The organism is Pseudoalteromonas sp. SR43-3 (genome assembly GCF_014163875.1).
In the GTDB taxonomy this organism is placed as follows: Bacteria; Pseudomonadota; Gammaproteobacteria; order Enterobacterales; family Alteromonadaceae; genus Pseudoalteromonas; species Pseudoalteromonas distincta.
Genome location: NZ_JACJEC010000013.1, coordinates 1 through 14,173 on the forward strand (window position 1 = coordinate 1; position 14,173 = coordinate 14,173).

Consider the following 14,173-nt stretch of genomic DNA (forward strand, 5'->3'; position numbering starts at 1 on the left):
TAGTGAAACGAAACAGCGCCGATGATAGTGTAGCATTTGCTATGTGAAAGTAGGACATTACCAGGCTTCAAATTGTAGAGAGCCCGACTAGAAATAGTCGGGCTTTTTTACGTCTGCAGAAAAGTGAAATGTGCGCAATTATCATCCACTCACAGCAACACCCATCTCGTAGGCCGGGTGAGCGTAGCGACTCCCGACGTTAAAATCACATCTAGAAGTGTGCAATTAATATTTATAAAAGTAGGATTGTTAATGAGTGCAGAGGTTTTTAGTCGTTAATCATTACTTAAAATTTTATCTAGTTGTCCCGCTCTCATTTTTATATAGATACTTCTAATAAAGTACTTAAGAAAACTGTACTATTACAGGTGTTTTAAAATAACTATAACGAGAAACAAATGAAATTATTAACTGTAGCAACTTTAATAGTTGCTTCATCGACAGCTTTTGCACGCCCTGCACCGTTAGTGTCTATTCCTACTCATGATGCCTTTTTTAATAGTATCGCAGCGCATTGCGGTAAAGCTTTTGAAGGTGAAGTAGCGGTAGATAACGCGAAAGGCCCAAGCTCATTTACAGATAAAAAACTGGTTATGCATGTACGTAAATGTAGTGAGACTGAGTTACAAGTACCGTTTCATGTAGGAGACGATGCATCACGTACGTGGATCATAACTAAAACGGGTAGCGGCTTGAGTTTAAAGCACGATCATCGTCATAGAGATGGAACAGACGACGCATCAACTATGTATGGTGGCCATACGCTTGATGCAGGGTTTGCGCAAATGCAGTCGTTTCCAGCAGACCAATACTCTAAAGAGTTATTTGTAAAACAAGGTCTTGCGCAGTCTGTAGGTAATACATGGCAAATGTATATTTACCCAGAAGTATTTACTTATCGATTAATTCGTCAAGGACGTGAGTTTAAGGTGGATTTTGATTTAACTAAACCGATTATTCCACCATCAGCACCTTGGGGTTATAAAGACTAAGGTTACTTACCTTTACTTGTATCTTCTTTAGTTTCGCATTGGAGTAAAACACTTAAATCTGGTTGGTAAGCGCGTGGTTTTGTTGGAAAGCGTTCGTACTCTTGCACGCCTTCAAGTACTTTCAACATAAAGGTATTGCCGCGGCATAGACGGTCAGCATGACGTAACAAAAATACACTTTGATTCGTAAAGTGTTTGTAATCGTCTGACTGGATTTCTATTTTATAGTTGTCTTCGCCAATTTGTGTTTGGTAGTAATGTACTTTGTTATCAAAGTCGTAGAGCTTCTCGGTTTCGGCTTTTTCAGCAAGTGCAGTATTTGCACTCGAAAGGGCCACCAGCGTAGCGCCTATAAATAAGCGTGGTGTGTTTATTCCTTTCATAAAATGTATCCTTTAATTTGCGAACTTTATACCCATTAATAAGAGTAATAAGGTCGATTTCTTTACGTATTAGTCTAACACCCAAAAAGGGAAAGTGTGATGTTCAAACAAATAAAACAACTTTTTGCTGTATTCGATGAACAGCAGCCAAGTATGCAAGAGCACGACTTAAAAACAGCGGTTGCTGCATTATTAATTGAAGTTATGCGCGCAGATACCAAGCTTGAACATGATGAACAACGAACCCTGACTGTAACCTTAAAAAAGTACTTTAATTTAACAGACACTGAGGTTAATGAGCTTACTAATAATGCGGCAAGTAGCTTAGATGATTCGATAGATTACTTTCAGTTTTCAAAACAGATTAATGAGCATTGTAGCGCGGAGCAGCGAATAGAAATAATAGAGTTATTATGGCGCTTAGCGTATGCCGATGGAGAAATAGATCCCCAAGAAGACTACGTTATACGTAAAGTAGCAGGGCTTTTATATGTAACGCATACCGACTTTATCGCCGCCAAAATAGCAGCGACAAAGTAATTAGTTATTTAGGCGTGCAAGTTATCTTAACTTACTTGCAACGCTTACTAACTGATGAGCGAGGGCTGATACTTTTTCAGCCGTTACAGGTTCATTTATTTGCCCATTCTCATTAAACAGTGTGTGCACAGCGGGTACTGCAAGTTGATCGGCAAGTACTAACGATCCAATGCCGCTTAATATATCACGCACATGATTTAAACCTCGTAAGCCGCCAAGCCCACCAGGCGATGCTGCAAATAAAGCGACCACTTTATTACGAAAAGCAGGAACAGCACCTTGCTCTGTACGCGATGCCCAATCAATCGCATTTTTTAGTGCTGCGGTAATAGAGCCGTTGTACTCTGGGCTTGCTAGTAAAATACCGTCGGCTGTACGTAGCTTATCTTTTAAAAGCTGTACATCGCTTGGTGTACCTTGCGCTTCAATATCTTCGTTAAATAGTGGGATGTTTAATTCGTTTAGTTTTATTACTTCTACTTCAGCACCTGTTTGTAGAGCAAAACGTGCTGCCTCATTAATAATTTTTTGGTTAAAGCTTTCTTGGCGAAGGCTTCCAGCTAGGGCGATAATTTTTGGTGCTGACATGGTAGTGGCCTTTTAATGTTTTAAGTTACATGACTAATGTAGCAAAATTTCACTTGTAGAAAACCCTAATAAACGCAACACTTGTGTGCGTATATGCACATAAGTAAAAGGTAGGCAGCATGGCGATAAAATTTGAAGATTGGCAAGACGTTAAAGTTGCGTTCGAAGTAGCACGGTTAGGCACGCTAACAGCAGCGGCCGAGGAGCTTAATGTGCACCACAGCACAGTGCTTAGGCGAATTAATAATCTTGAAAAAAACTTAAATGCACGGCTTTTTCATCGCCATGCTCGTGGCTACAAGGTTACTGAAATTGGCACCAAGTTATTTGCAACAGCACAAACAATCCATAGCTCCTTAGAGCAGTTACATAACGATATAGTAGCGGCCGATAGCACCCTTAGAGGTAGTTTGTTGCTAACGACGGTAAGTGGCTTCATGGATGTCCTTGGTGATGTATGTGAGCAATTTCAGGCGCTACATCCACAAGTGCAGCTTGAGGTTATTTTAGAACAAAAAAGGCTAAGGCTCGATCACGGACAAGCACATATTGCAGTGCGTGCAGGCCCAAGACCTGATGAAGGCGATTATATTGCTCAGCATTTGGCGCAGCTTTCATCGGGTTTATACGCTAATAAACGTTACATTAATAAATACGGTATGCCTAAATTATTAATTGATTTACAACAACATAACTTTGTATCGGGCGTGGCAGGTTTTAATGCCCGCGTGCCTTATTTTGCATGGGCTGATGAGCACATTCCTGCATCGCAAATAAAGCTGCGAGTATCTGAAACTGCAGAAGCGACTCGTGCAATCATTAAAGGGCTAGGCATTGGCGGATTACAACATGACGTAGCGGCGCAATATCCTGATTTAGTGCCTATATTGCACAGTGAGTTAAGCTGGCCTACCGATGTATGGTTAGTCACGCATCACTTAGTGCATCGTACTGCTAAAGTACAAGCTTTTGCAGGGTTGTTAAAAACACACTTTAGTAAGTTAGCTGCTAATCAATAGTTTTAGCAGCGTGTTAGCTGTATTTTAAATGATTATAGTGTTTTTTTTACTTCTATCCCTAGGCGTTTAGCCAAGCGTACTAAGTTTGCTCTATCTAATTCAAGTACTCTTGCTGCTGCTGACCAGTTGTAGTTATGCTTCTTTAATTGCTCGGTAATTACGTTGTATTGCAACGATTCTACAGCTTGCTTTAAAGGTTGGTTGATTAAGGTGTTGGTTGTACTTTGGCTTGCTACTAGAGAGTTTTGCGGCGCACTCGGTGTTAAGTCACAGTGCTCGCTTGTAATGGTTATTATCGGATTTTGCCATTGGCTTTGTTTTTCTTTTAGGGCGCTGCGGCTAATGACATGTTCAAGCTCGCGCACGTTACCTGGCCAGCTGTACTGATTAAGCAGTACTTGCGCTTCAGGGCTTAGTTTTAATTGTTTTATCCCTAATTTACGGGCTGTTTGCTCAATAAAATAACCAGCTAAGAGTGTTATGTCGTGCTCGCGTTTACTAAGTGGTGGCACAGTAATAGGGTAGACACTGAGGCGATGGTATAAATCGGCTCTAAAGCGACCTTGAGCTACTTCTTCTTTTAAATTTCTGTTGGTTGCGGCAATGACGCGTACATCTACGTACTTTGGCGTGTCTTCTCCTACCGTTTGTATTTCGCCACTTTGTAGCACTCGTAATAGTTTACTTTGCATGGCAAGGGGTAGTTCGCCAATTTCATCTAAAAATAACGTGCCGCCATCAGCTAATTGAAATTTACCTTGGCGCGAATTTTGTGCGCCTGTAAAAGCCCCTTTCGCATGACCAAAAAATTCACTTTCAGCGAGGTTTTCGGGAAGCGATGCACAATTTAAGTGAATAAGCGGTTGATCTTTTCGAGCTGAATTTAAGTGAATATTACGTGCAACAAGCTCTTTCCCTACCCCTGTTTCACCTAATATAAGCACGCTAAAGTTAGATGCTGCAACGAGTTTAATTTCGTTTTTAAGTGTTTGCATTAGTGGACTTTGACCAATAATTTCACCGCCGTCACGTGTTAATGCTTCACGATTTAGTTCTTGTACTAATGCACTTGAGTGCTGTGCATGCTGTTTGTAATGGGCAAGTTCTAAGGCCGTTTTAAAGTGCGCGCTACACAGCGTTTGTAAGGTATTGAGTGTATCAGCGCTTATGCTGTTAAATGCATTGGCGTTAAGGCTATCAAACGTAAGTACGCCAAGTAGCGCGTTTTTATCATAAAGAGGTAAACCTAAACATGCATGTACCGGTATGTCGCCGGTTTTAGCTAATAGTAATCCGTCGTATGGATCGGGTAGTGGGCAGTCGTGCGCAAATTGAAGCGCGAGTGTGCTTTTGCAAATAGCTTCTAGGCGAGGGTGTTCTACTATTTTAAATCGTCTGCCTAAACTGTCGGGCATTAATCCTTTAATTGCCAGTGGTTTTAATTGTTCGCCCTGAAGCACTAATAACGCACTTGCATCACTTGGAATAACCCGCTCAACCGTTGCTAGTAATTGATCAAAGCTATGCTCGTGTAGTGTACTTTGAGCAAGCTCTAGAGCAACTTGTGTAAGGTTGAATTGCTGGTTCACGTCAAAATGACCTATTTGTGTTTTTATGAGTTAATTTATAGTAGGTCATAAAGACTCACACTGTAAAGTGATTTAATTTAACTTGTTGAATTTAATTAATTAAACTTGTTGGCACAGTATGTGTAATAGCTAAGTAACGTAGTTAGTTACAGAGATCGCCATGAACACACTAATGCTGAATAATTTAAATAATCAAACACAGTTTAGTTCACTGCATGAGGCACTAGCGTGCGCTGAATACTTTTTTGCTCAGTATGGTGTAGGGCAGGAAATAAAATAATGCGCCCTATAAACTTAACTGAGCCAATGCCAGCACGCGTTGCTATTCATCAAGTATCTCAATGGCCGTTATGGATGCTAGCTTTTAGGCCTTTCTTTTTAGGCGGTGGTTTATTGGCATTTTTGTCAGTGGGGTATTGGCTACTTATTTTAACAGGCCATGCAAGTTGGCACTTATCGATACCTGCGACATTATGGCACGCGCACGAAATGCTGTTTGGCTTTGCAGGAGTTGTAGCTGTTGGCTTTTTACTTACCGCAGCACAAACGTGGACAGGCGTGCCGAGCATAAGTGGCAAAGCCCTTATGTGGCTTACGTTTATATGGCTTGCAGCGCGCTTAGCATTTTTTGTAGTACTGCCAGATATTGCTCATTTTAATTTATATGCTGCACTTACATTACAAGTTATTTGGTGGCTAGGCGCCATAACCGCGTTGGCTAATATGTTATTAAAAGCCAATAGCAAAAGTAACTATCCGTTTTTAGCTATTTTAGCTGTGCTTTGTGGGCTCAATGTATTGTATTTAATACTTGTTTTACAACAAAACATGCAGCTTGCACTTGGTGTGGTTGATACCGCAGTGCTGGTTATTACTTTACTAGTTGGCATTGTTGCGGGCCGCGTTTTACCATTTTTTACCGCTAAAGGTCTGGGGTTAGCCGCACAAGTTCGCACTCCTAAAATAGATAAAGCTGTTATGTATTTATCTATTGTGGCTATCACTTTATTTTTCATCAACAAGTTGTTTTTGAACACGATTAATCCTGCGTTAGTTGTTGCAACTGTTGCTGCGCTCCACCTGCTTAGGGCTGGTTGTTGGTGGGATAGCAAGGTATTGAGAGTGCCGTTGTTATGGTCTTTACATTTTTCCTACTTAGCGTTAGGCGTAGGGTTAATGATGGTTGCATTTAGCTTTTATAGCAGTGCAATGCAATTTAAAGATGCGCTGCACTTAATCACTATTGGCACAATAGGTATGATGATTTTAGCAATGATGACGCGTGTATCGCATGGTCATACAGGGCGTACACTCGCTATTCCTCATTACATGGCTGTTGCTTTTGCATTTTTGCTTGTGGCCGCTATTACTCGTTCATTACTCCCTTTTATTATTAGGCCTCACCTTGCTTGGCAAATAAGTGCTTTGCTGTGGTTAGTAGCTTTTTCATTATTTTTAATTCACTGCACACCTATATTAACGCGGCGTCGTGTTGATGGGCGTCGTGGTTAGTTCATCCATAGGAAATACATATGTTATCTGATAAAACCATTGAGATTGTAAAAAGCACAGTTCCGTTATTAGCGCAGGCGGGTACGGTTGTTACCGATCATTTTTATAAGCGTTTATTTAGTCATAATCCTGAGCTTAAAAATATTTTTAATATGGCGAACCAAGATACAGGTCGTCAGCAATTTGCACTTTTTAATGCATTGGCTGCGTATGCACAAAATATTGATAATTTAGCCGTATTAAAAGAAGCGCTAACACGTATTAATCATAAGCATACAAGCTTGAATATTTTACCTGAGCATTACCCTATTGTAGGTGCACACTTAATTGGTACGCTTAAAGAGCTTCTTCCTGAGCAATTTACTCCCGATGTTGAATACGCTTGGCGCGAAGCTTACGGCGTACTTGCTGATATTTGTATAACCGAAGAAGCTGCTTTGTATGAGCACAGTAAAAATAAACACGGTGGTTGGGCGGGAACTCGGCAATTTGAAATAACCAACAAACAGGCCGAATCAGAACTAGTAACGAGTTTTACACTTACGCCAGTTGATGGCGAAGCTGTTATTACACATAAACCAGGGCAGTATTTAGGTATTAAAGTTAAGCCAGAGGGCGCTGAATATGAAGAAATTCGCCAGTATTCTATTTCACAAAAAAGTAACGCTAAAAACTACCGTATTAGTGTTAAAAAAGAGCTACAGCCAAAGCCTGGCATGGTGTCTAATTATTTACACTCATTAGAGCAAGGCACTATTGTTGAGTTATACCCGCCGGCAGGAGACTTCTTTTTACGCAATAACACAAGTCCAGTGGTTCTCATTTCAGCAGGTGTTGGGCAAACGCCAATGCTGGCTATGCTTGAAACGTTATTAAGTGACAATTCTAATCAAGAGATTATGTATTTACATGCTTGCGAAAATACTCAGCAACATTCGTTTTCAAAATATTTATATGATCTAACAGCGCAGAATAACCACTTGAAAACAATAACGTGGTTTAACCAAGCGAGAGAGGGCGCTGACTTTACTGGGTTAATGAACCTAAATGCAGTACAAGCACAGCTACCATTGAGTAATGGCGACTTTTACTTATGTGGTCCTGCCGGTTTTATGGCATTTATAAAAAAGCAGTTACTTGAACTAGGTGTTAAAAACGAGCAGATTCATTATGAAGTGTTTGGTCCGCATGAAGACTTGTAATAACGCTTTAAAATAGAAAAAGGCGTACAGCGATGTGCTGCGCGCCTTTTTATAAACGCTAATAAAGTGCTTTATAACTCTTTACAGGTCACACCTTCAAGTACTGTAGTAAGCTCTTTTTTAGGATAGTAAAGCTCGCATTGGTTATTACGTAGTTGCAAAATAAACTTCTCAGATTTTATATTATGCGCGCCCATAATTACTCTGCCATCAGACCCTTTACTCATTGCATGATCAATTAGCAGTTCGCTACGTTTAGTAAATACGGAATCGGAAAGTGTTACTAATGCGCCTCCCTTAGCTTGTTGAATTGCCTGTTGTAGTGTTGCAATAACGCTAGGATTAACGCTCGTTAATATAGCGGGTTTAGCGGGATCACTATTTACACTTTGGCATCCACCTAAAGCGAATAAGGTAGCTAATGGGAGTAATAATTTATCCATTACCTTTCCTCACTCAGTGTTGGCCAAGTTAAGTCCATATTACGCTGGGTAAATTGCTCAGGCATATTTAAAGGAATGAGAGATTCACGAGAGCTTGAAAAATTAGCTGGCTCTGCTTTTGCAGCAGCCGTTCTAATTGGGCAATTGCCATTTTCAACATGAAACAATGCGGTGGCTAAAACGGCCTCGTCACTGTCGCCTAACTGATGATCAAAGTCGTCCTCAATTTCACAACCTTGAACATCAGCATCAAATTGTGGCGTAGGGGTTGGTGTAAAACCCGCAGCGTATTCGCCAAATCCTTTGCTATTTACCCCACTAAATTGAATAGTGTAATAGGTTGTTGCGCAGTTATGAGTTGGGGTAAAGCCATAGGGCTTACCGCAGGTTGTATCGCCAATTAAAATAACTTCTGCGTCTATACCTTTTAAACCATTAATAAAAGCTTCTGATGCCGAACAGGTGCCTGATGTGCTTAATACATAAACCTTCGATAAGTTTAAATCAGGTAGGTTTTCACCTGTGCTAAAAAAAGTAGAGTAATCTATTTCTTCATCAATAAATGGAAAAGGCGAATCAACGGGTTGTTTATCGTTTTGTTGAGTTTGATAATAAAAGCGGTTGTTAACGTTGGCATTACCGGCAACCATATAAGCCAATTGTGCCGACAGTGCTAATAAACCACCACCGTTATATCTAAAGTCGATTACAAGCTCATCAATACCATCGGTTTTAAACTTATTTACTGCATCAATAAGCCCTTCTTGGGCAATGCTTATATGACTATTAAATTGCATGTAACCCACGCTTGAACCATTTGCGGTTGTAATCGTTTTAACATTTTGAACCGGTGTTTGTTCAATATTGCCAGCGGTTACGTTAAATGTTTTTTCGGCGCCATCGTTACTGCGTACAACAATAGTATGTGAGTCGCCGTTAGTAGGACTAAATAAGCCTTCGTTAAGCGTATCTACACCCGACTGTGTATTGGTATTAATGCTAACACCGTCAACTGAAAGTACAGTATCACCACGTTGAAAGCCTATTTGGCTTGCAGGTGAATCATCTTCAAGATAAGCGACGCGTAAAATACGGTCGGCTGTATCGCCAATAAACGCCCAATTTATACCGTAACCAGAAGTAACGCCCGATTGCGCTTCTTGAAAGTAATCTTCAGTAGGTTCTGAAAAATGAAAGTTATCTTTTTTTGCCCCTGAGTCGGTAAGTTGCTCTGTTTTTAATTGGGCAAAATAATCGGCTACTGTGGCAAAGCTTTCAGGATCGTTATCGGCAATCTCATCATACCAAAGGTAGGTTTCGTCGCTCCAAGAGCGAAGCCAGAGTTTTTCATAAAGGGCAGAACCAGCTTGATCTGGGTAAGGCTCGTTGTTATTAAAGGGATCGTTACCCGTACGCGGGGTTTCGCAAAAGTTTTTTAAATCGTTAGAGGGTTCAAATACACCCGCAGTCCATGTTGGACTGCTACTAACAGGTGTTGTAACTACAGGGGCTGAGTCGATACCGCTACCGCCGCCGCCACAACCGGTCAAAGCAAAGCCCGCAAATGCAGTGAAAATGGCAAGCGAGGTTTTATTATTTTTAAACATAGTTAAGGGCTTTTTTGTAAATAAGTTGTTTAAAATATTACAACACTCGCTCGTTTATTCAATATTTATAACTTTGATTTATGTAAATGAGTGTTAAAGCTTAGAGCTTGCTCGCACTACTTGTATCTGCGAATGCTTGCTTTTGCCATGCATTAAATAACTTTTGCTGTTTATCAGAGATTTTTAAACCGTATGTTTTTTGCATGTAAGCGTAGGTGTCAGCTATACGTTTTCGTGCATAAACAGGCGGTTCAACTACACGTTGCTTAAAGTTTACTTTTACTTCGCAACGACCATATTGTGTGGCGTTTTCGCTAAGCATACCAAAACGATAATTAGAGCGGTCGGCATTAATTTCGCCAATAGCTGGCGCTAAGTTATTTATATCAGCTTCCATTTTTCTAAATTTAGCACTTACTTTACGGCAGTTTTTACGCCCGCCATCTTGCCAGCATTGTAGCTGGTGACCAAATTCCCACGCCGGAACAATGTGTTCCCACTCAATGCGTAGTGCTCGCACATTTACTTTGCCTGAGCGGGTAAGGGTATTTCGAGGAATGTAACCACAGTTAGACGGATCAGGAACGAGTTTTTTGCCTTCTTTTTTAATATCACAGCCGCAGTAAATGCTTTTGGCGTTGTCAGGTAGGGTTTTAATTAAATGTCTTTTAGCCGTTGAAAAACGGGTAAATTGTTCAGCTGATACCGAAACGCACACACAACAAGCCAATAAGGCCAGAATAAATCGAGTCATATCCATCACAAATGTGAACTACAGGAATAGGCAGTTTAAAGCCTTGAAGATAAAAGATAAAGTTAACTTAAGGCCAACGCTTATATTACTAAAAAGTGCCTGATTAATTTTTTACTCAAAGTTATTTTCACTATTCATTTATTTCTCACTATTTATCGTATTTTAACCACACAAGGTTACCCGTTAAGGAGTATGCTTAAAGCTTACTCAATATGAGGATTTGGATTGCAAATGAAATTTGTTGATTATTATGCAGTGCTTGGAATATCGCCTGATGCAGATGATAAAGCGGTTAAAGTTGCTTATAAAAAGTTAGCCAGAAAATATCACCCAGATGTAAGCAAAGAGCCTCAAGCAGAAGATAAGTTTAAAGAAATAGCAGAAGCTTACGAAGTCATTCATAACAAAGAAGAACGTGTAAAATACGACAAGTTACGTCGTCATCAACAAAATCGTTCTCGTCAACAGCAAGGCCATTATGGTGGTAACAATGCCTCTTCGCAAAGTAATTATCAGCAAAGCGATCCTCAAACCGACCAAGAGTTTTCTGACTTTATTAATTCAATGTTTGGCGGAGCTGGTGGATTCGATCGTTCCGGGCAGAGCAGAAGTAACGCCGCTCGCGCGCAAAAAGGACAAGATGTGGAAATAGAGTTCCCAATTTTTCTTGAAGAGACTTTAGTTGATACCGTTAAGCCTGTTGACTTTATGTTACCGCAGCGAGACAGCAGTGGCCGTGTCACTGAAATTAAAAAATCACTTAAAGTGAAAATTCCTGCAGGCTCAGTAAATGGCGAGCGAATTCGACTAAAAGGGCAAGGCGGATTAGGGTCAGCGAATGGGCAAAATGGCGACTTGTATTTACAAATTAGTTTAGTGCCTCACCCATTATTTGATGTTGAGGGTCATAACCTAAATATAGTTGTCCCTCTTGCACCATGGGAAGCGGCTCTTGGTACAAAGCTAAATTTACCTACGTTGACAGGTAATATCCAATTAACTATTCCTTCTAACAGTCAGTCTGGTCAACGCTTGCGTATTAAAGGTAAGGGATTAATGAGTAAAAAAGCTAAAGGTGACTTATTTGCTGTGCTTAAAATTGTTAATCCAACATCTGTTGATGATGCCAGTAAAAAACTGTGGGAAGAATTAGCCAAAAAAGCTCACTTTGATCCCCGTAATAACTGGAGCAAGCCATAATGCAAATTATCGTGACACAAAAAGACGATTTACTTACTAGCAAAGAGCTATGTTTGAGCAGTGATATTAGCGAAGCAATTTTATATGAGCTAGTTGAGCATAATATTGCGGTTCCAATTGAGGGGGATCATGTTACGCAGTGGCAATTTACGGTATCTGCAGTGACCTTAGTTAAAAAAGCGGTCCGTATCCAACATGACTTTTCGTTAGATTGGTCGGCAATAGCTTTAGTTTTACAATTGCTGGATGAGCGTGATGAGTTGATTTTCGAAAACGAAATGTTAAAGCGACATTTGAGTCGATTTAAGCACTTGGAATAAAATAAGCCCTAGGCTTATTTACTCTTTGATAAGTGGGCGCTAGCTCTCAAAAACCAATATGACTACTTTGATTTATTCTTATTTTTAATTCGGATAAATCGTTTTAGTCGTATATTTTGTATAAGTAGTAATATTCCACTTAAACAAAAAAGTACACCGGTTGCTGAAAAGCTAATAAGCAGTGGATTATTAAAATCCTCTCGCTCATCGTAATCCATAATATGTAACATCCAAAAAAAGTCGAATATTCGCCACAGCGTGCTGCGAACGGTAACAACTTTGCCATTATTTTCTGACAAGTACAGTGTTGTGTTAAATGTGTCGTCAAATTGTACCTGCCAAACATTGGTTTTATATCCAACTTCTCGCATACCTTGCTTTAGTAGTACAGCGCTTGTTACTTGAGCGTCAATAAGTAAGTGTGCTTTAGCATTTGCGGTAGTTTGTATTTTAGTTGGCGGTTCAAATGGTCGGCCTGTTATGCCATTGAAGCTTTGCTGCTCGTTATTACTAAAGACAGTAATAAGTGGTGTAGTTAAGAAGTTCTCAAAAATTATTTGTGTTGGATTAACCACCTGAGAGGCAATATCGTCAAGGGAGGCAACATAATCAGCCTGCGTAAATGGGTTATTAAGAGTACGTGTAGCAAGATGCTCCCCATGAACTTTATCAAGAGGGAGTGCACTCATAATTAAACCACCTAGTAACCATGCTAAAATTTGTAGTGCTAATAAATAACCTAACCATTTATGTAACTTGCGAGCATGCTTAAATATTTTTTTATTCATGTTTTAGTCTTATTATTTTTAGAGGCTAGTTTATTACATTAATGGGATAAGTTACTGCGACATTTTGTCGCAGTTTAAACTATAGCTTACTGTAATCATTTAAAAATAAAAAAGATTACACTTAAATTCCTAACATGACTTATCTGTTTAATTGAGCTGGATGTTTGATATCCAGCTAGCTTTAAATGCTAAAAAATACTTAAAAGCTGCGAAATATCCATATAAAGTGGTTATTAGGGCATAGTTGATTTGGTATAACGGTAAAACTGCGTTAAAGTTTGCAATGAAATTATTAGAGGATAAATACGAAACGATGTCGGAAATTCAATTTTTAAATGTAGATCTTGAGCTTGAATCAAAGCAAGATATTAGTTTGCTAGTGGCGGACTTGAAAAAAGTCGCGACGATTTTACATTATGACAAAGACGAATACCGTCAACTAGCGCGTATTGAAGCTACAGGTGAGGTGAGCACACCTGATAAAGCCATAAACCATATATGTGAGCTTATTGAATCGTGTTCGCGTAACGCGCTAAAGCAATGGTTAAGCTGTTCACGTAGAACGTTTGATATTGGTTTTGAATCAGGGACTTCTCCTAAGTGCTTTAATCAAGCCTTAGATGCAGATACATTATTGCGTATATCTGCGATTGGTGCGGGTATGGAAATTACCATTTACCCAATCGAAAAGTAACTATCTTCGCTCTACGACTGCTGCGGTCATTTTTGATACGCAGCACAGCTCATTGCGGCTATTTGTAATTTTTATTTCCCATACTGAACTACGTTTGCCAATATGAAACGCTCTAGCCGTTGCTGTTAAAGTGCCGTTGCGAGATGCTTTTAAATGACTTGCGCTAATTTCCTGCCCTACACAGTAGAATTTAGTAAAATCGACAACAAAGTTAGCGGCATAGCTGGCAACTGTTTCGGCAAGTACAACGTTAGCACCGCCGTGAACCATGCCCATTGGGTTATGATGCTCAGGAATTGCCGGCATTGTGGCAACCAAATAATCATCGCCAATTTCTGTGACTTCTATCCCCATAGTTTTCATTAATGTTCCTTGGCCATTAATGCCTTGCTCTAACTGCTTGCACAGCTCTAAGGTGATGGGCTGGTACCAAATACTCATAATGTCTCCTTTGCATTTTTAATCATTTATAAACTTAGCTTTAGTTATATCCCTAAAATGTACACAAGTGAAATTACTTTAGCTATTTTAAGGCTTAATTT

General features: G+C 39.8%; 16 protein-coding genes. 8 read left to right on the forward strand and 8 right to left on the reverse strand.

Translation table 11 applies throughout. The features are described 5' to 3' along the window. Positions 1 to 398 precede the first annotated feature (398 nt). Positions 399 to 992, forward strand: a complete 594-nt coding sequence (locus tag H5088_RS14080; protein WP_182753371.1) for a hypothetical protein — start codon at positions 399 to 401, stop codon at positions 990 to 992. 2 nt (positions 993 to 994) lie between these two features. Here H5088_RS14080 and H5088_RS14085 read toward each other — a convergent pair whose 3' ends face one another. Further along, positions 995 to 1,375 (reverse strand): hypothetical protein, encoded by a 381-nt coding sequence (locus H5088_RS14085; protein WP_039489163.1) that lies wholly within the window; start codon positions 1,373 to 1,375, stop codon positions 995 to 997. Positions 1,376 to 1,474: 99 nt separating this feature from the next. Between H5088_RS14085 and H5088_RS14090 the strand changes: the two genes are divergently transcribed. Then, on the forward strand, positions 1,475 to 1,915 hold the full coding sequence (locus H5088_RS14090) for a TerB family tellurite resistance protein (RefSeq protein ID WP_154904115.1): 441 nt from the start codon (positions 1,475 to 1,477) through the stop codon (positions 1,913 to 1,915). Positions 1,916 to 1,936: 21 nt separating this feature from the next. On the opposite strand, the gene H5088_RS14095 is transcribed toward H5088_RS14090, so the two are convergent. Next, a complete protein-coding gene (locus tag H5088_RS14095) occupies positions 1,937 to 2,503 on the reverse strand; it encodes an NADPH-dependent FMN reductase (RefSeq protein WP_008138682.1) in 567 nt (188 codons plus the stop codon). 119 nt (positions 2,504 to 2,622) lie between these two features. Between H5088_RS14095 and H5088_RS14100 the strand changes: the two genes are divergently transcribed. Next, positions 2,623 to 3,522, forward strand: a complete 900-nt coding sequence (locus H5088_RS14100; RefSeq protein ID WP_138489798.1) for a LysR family transcriptional regulator — start codon at positions 2,623 to 2,625, stop codon at positions 3,520 to 3,522. A gap of 32 nt (positions 3,523 to 3,554) precedes the next feature. Here H5088_RS14100 and norR read toward each other — a convergent pair whose 3' ends face one another. Next, positions 3,555 to 5,111, reverse strand: a complete 1,557-nt coding sequence (gene norR / locus H5088_RS14105; protein WP_182753373.1) for a nitric oxide reductase transcriptional regulator NorR — start codon at positions 5,109 to 5,111, stop codon at positions 3,555 to 3,557. A gap of 279 nt (positions 5,112 to 5,390) precedes the next feature. Between norR and H5088_RS14110 the strand changes: the two genes are divergently transcribed. Together H5088_RS14110 and hmpA are read left to right on the forward strand one after the other, a co-directional pair. Then, entirely contained in the window at positions 5,391 to 6,623 is a 1,233-nt protein-coding gene (locus H5088_RS14110; RefSeq protein ID WP_182753375.1) for an NnrS family protein, read from the forward strand. A 20-nt stretch (positions 6,624 to 6,643) separates the two neighbouring features. Further along, positions 6,644 to 7,825 carry an NO-inducible flavohemoprotein gene (gene hmpA, locus H5088_RS14115; RefSeq protein ID WP_182753377.1) on the forward strand — a complete coding sequence of 394 codons (1,182 nt, stop codon included), beginning with the start codon at positions 6,644 to 6,646 and terminating at the stop codon, positions 7,823 to 7,825. A gap of 71 nt (positions 7,826 to 7,896) precedes the next feature. Here hmpA and H5088_RS14120 read toward each other — a convergent pair whose 3' ends face one another. The 3 genes from H5088_RS14120 to H5088_RS14130 all read right to left on the reverse strand — a co-directional run bounded on the left by H5088_RS14120 (position 7,897) and on the right by H5088_RS14130 (position 10,629). Beyond that, complete coding sequence (locus tag H5088_RS14120; RefSeq protein WP_182712894.1) at positions 7,897 to 8,268, reverse strand: hypothetical protein; 372 nt, start codon at positions 8,266 to 8,268, stop codon at positions 7,897 to 7,899. Then, positions 8,268 to 9,875, reverse strand: a complete 1,608-nt coding sequence (locus tag H5088_RS14125) for a S41 family peptidase (protein ID WP_182692764.1) — start codon at positions 9,873 to 9,875, stop codon at positions 8,268 to 8,270. Before H5088_RS14125 ends, H5088_RS14120 begins: the two co-directional genes overlap by 1 nt. A gap of 100 nt (positions 9,876 to 9,975) precedes the next feature. Continuing rightward, positions 9,976 to 10,629 carry an endonuclease gene (locus tag H5088_RS14130; RefSeq protein ID WP_149603346.1) on the reverse strand — a complete coding sequence of 218 codons (654 nt, stop codon included), beginning with the start codon at positions 10,627 to 10,629 and terminating at the stop codon, positions 9,976 to 9,978. A 231-nt stretch (positions 10,630 to 10,860) separates the two neighbouring features. Between H5088_RS14130 and H5088_RS14135 the strand changes: the two genes are divergently transcribed. Next, the gene (locus H5088_RS14135; RefSeq protein ID WP_182753379.1) at positions 10,861 to 11,829 is read left to right on the forward strand and encodes a DnaJ C-terminal domain-containing protein; all 969 of its coding nucleotides are present in this window, start codon (positions 10,861 to 10,863) and stop codon (positions 11,827 to 11,829) included. Continuing rightward, positions 11,829 to 12,149, forward strand: a complete 321-nt coding sequence (locus H5088_RS14140; protein ID WP_182753382.1) for a chaperone modulator CbpM — start codon at positions 11,829 to 11,831, stop codon at positions 12,147 to 12,149. Before H5088_RS14135 ends, H5088_RS14140 begins: the two co-directional genes overlap by 1 nt. A 62-nt stretch (positions 12,150 to 12,211) precedes the next feature. Here the strand turns inward: H5088_RS14140 and H5088_RS14145 are convergent, their stop codons facing one another. Further along, complete coding sequence (locus H5088_RS14145; protein ID WP_182753384.1) at positions 12,212 to 12,937, reverse strand: hypothetical protein; 726 nt, start codon at positions 12,935 to 12,937, stop codon at positions 12,212 to 12,214. 313 nt (positions 12,938 to 13,250) lie between these two features. On the opposite strand from H5088_RS14145, the gene H5088_RS14150 reads away from it, so the two are divergent. Beyond that, positions 13,251 to 13,631, forward strand: coding sequence for a hypothetical protein (locus H5088_RS14150; protein ID WP_024595094.1), 381 nt, complete (start codon positions 13,251 to 13,253; stop codon positions 13,629 to 13,631). On the opposite strand, the gene H5088_RS14155 is transcribed toward H5088_RS14150, so the two are convergent. After that, a complete protein-coding gene (locus H5088_RS14155; protein WP_149603343.1) occupies positions 13,632 to 14,072 on the reverse strand; it encodes a PaaI family thioesterase in 441 nt (146 codons plus the stop codon). Between the last annotated feature and the right edge of the window lie 101 nt (positions 14,073 to 14,173).

Excerpts from the sequence above, each read along its gene's own strand:
- H5088_RS14085 (WP_039489163.1), bottom strand. The coding sequence starts at position 1,375 with ATGAAAGGAATAAACACACCACGCTTATTTATAGGCGCTACGCTGGTG.
- H5088_RS14090 (WP_154904115.1), top strand. The coding sequence starts at position 1,475 with ATGTTCAAACAAATAAAACAACTTTTTGCTGTATTCGATGAACAGCAG.
- H5088_RS14150 (WP_024595094.1), top strand. The coding sequence starts at position 13,251 with ATGTCGGAAATTCAATTTTTAAATGTAGATCTTGAGCTTGAATCAAAG.
- H5088_RS14080 (WP_182753371.1), top strand. The coding sequence starts at position 399 with ATGAAATTATTAACTGTAGCAACTTTAATAGTTGCTTCATCGACAGCT.
- H5088_RS14120 (WP_182712894.1), bottom strand. The coding sequence starts at position 8,268 with ATGGATAAATTATTACTCCCATTAGCTACCTTATTCGCTTTAGGTGGA.
- H5088_RS14145 (WP_182753384.1), bottom strand. The coding sequence starts at position 12,937 with ATGAATAAAAAAATATTTAAGCATGCTCGCAAGTTACATAAATGGTTA.
- H5088_RS14140 (WP_182753382.1), top strand. The coding sequence starts at position 11,829 with ATGCAAATTATCGTGACACAAAAAGACGATTTACTTACTAGCAAAGAG.
- H5088_RS14130 (WP_149603346.1), bottom strand. The coding sequence starts at position 10,629 with ATGACTCGATTTATTCTGGCCTTATTGGCTTGTTGTGTGTGCGTTTCG.
- H5088_RS14125 (WP_182692764.1), bottom strand. The coding sequence starts at position 9,875 with ATGTTTAAAAATAATAAAACCTCGCTTGCCATTTTCACTGCATTTGCG.
- H5088_RS14100 (WP_138489798.1), top strand. The coding sequence starts at position 2,623 with ATGGCGATAAAATTTGAAGATTGGCAAGACGTTAAAGTTGCGTTCGAA.
- H5088_RS14135 (WP_182753379.1), top strand. The coding sequence starts at position 10,861 with ATGAAATTTGTTGATTATTATGCAGTGCTTGGAATATCGCCTGATGCA.
- H5088_RS14095 (WP_008138682.1), bottom strand. The coding sequence starts at position 2,503 with ATGTCAGCACCAAAAATTATCGCCCTAGCTGGAAGCCTTCGCCAAGAA.
- H5088_RS14155 (WP_149603343.1), bottom strand. The coding sequence starts at position 14,072 with ATGAGTATTTGGTACCAGCCCATCACCTTAGAGCTGTGCAAGCAGTTA.
- hmpA (WP_182753377.1), top strand. The coding sequence starts at position 6,644 with ATGTTATCTGATAAAACCATTGAGATTGTAAAAAGCACAGTTCCGTTA.
- H5088_RS14110 (WP_182753375.1), top strand. The coding sequence starts at position 5,391 with ATGCGCCCTATAAACTTAACTGAGCCAATGCCAGCACGCGTTGCTATT.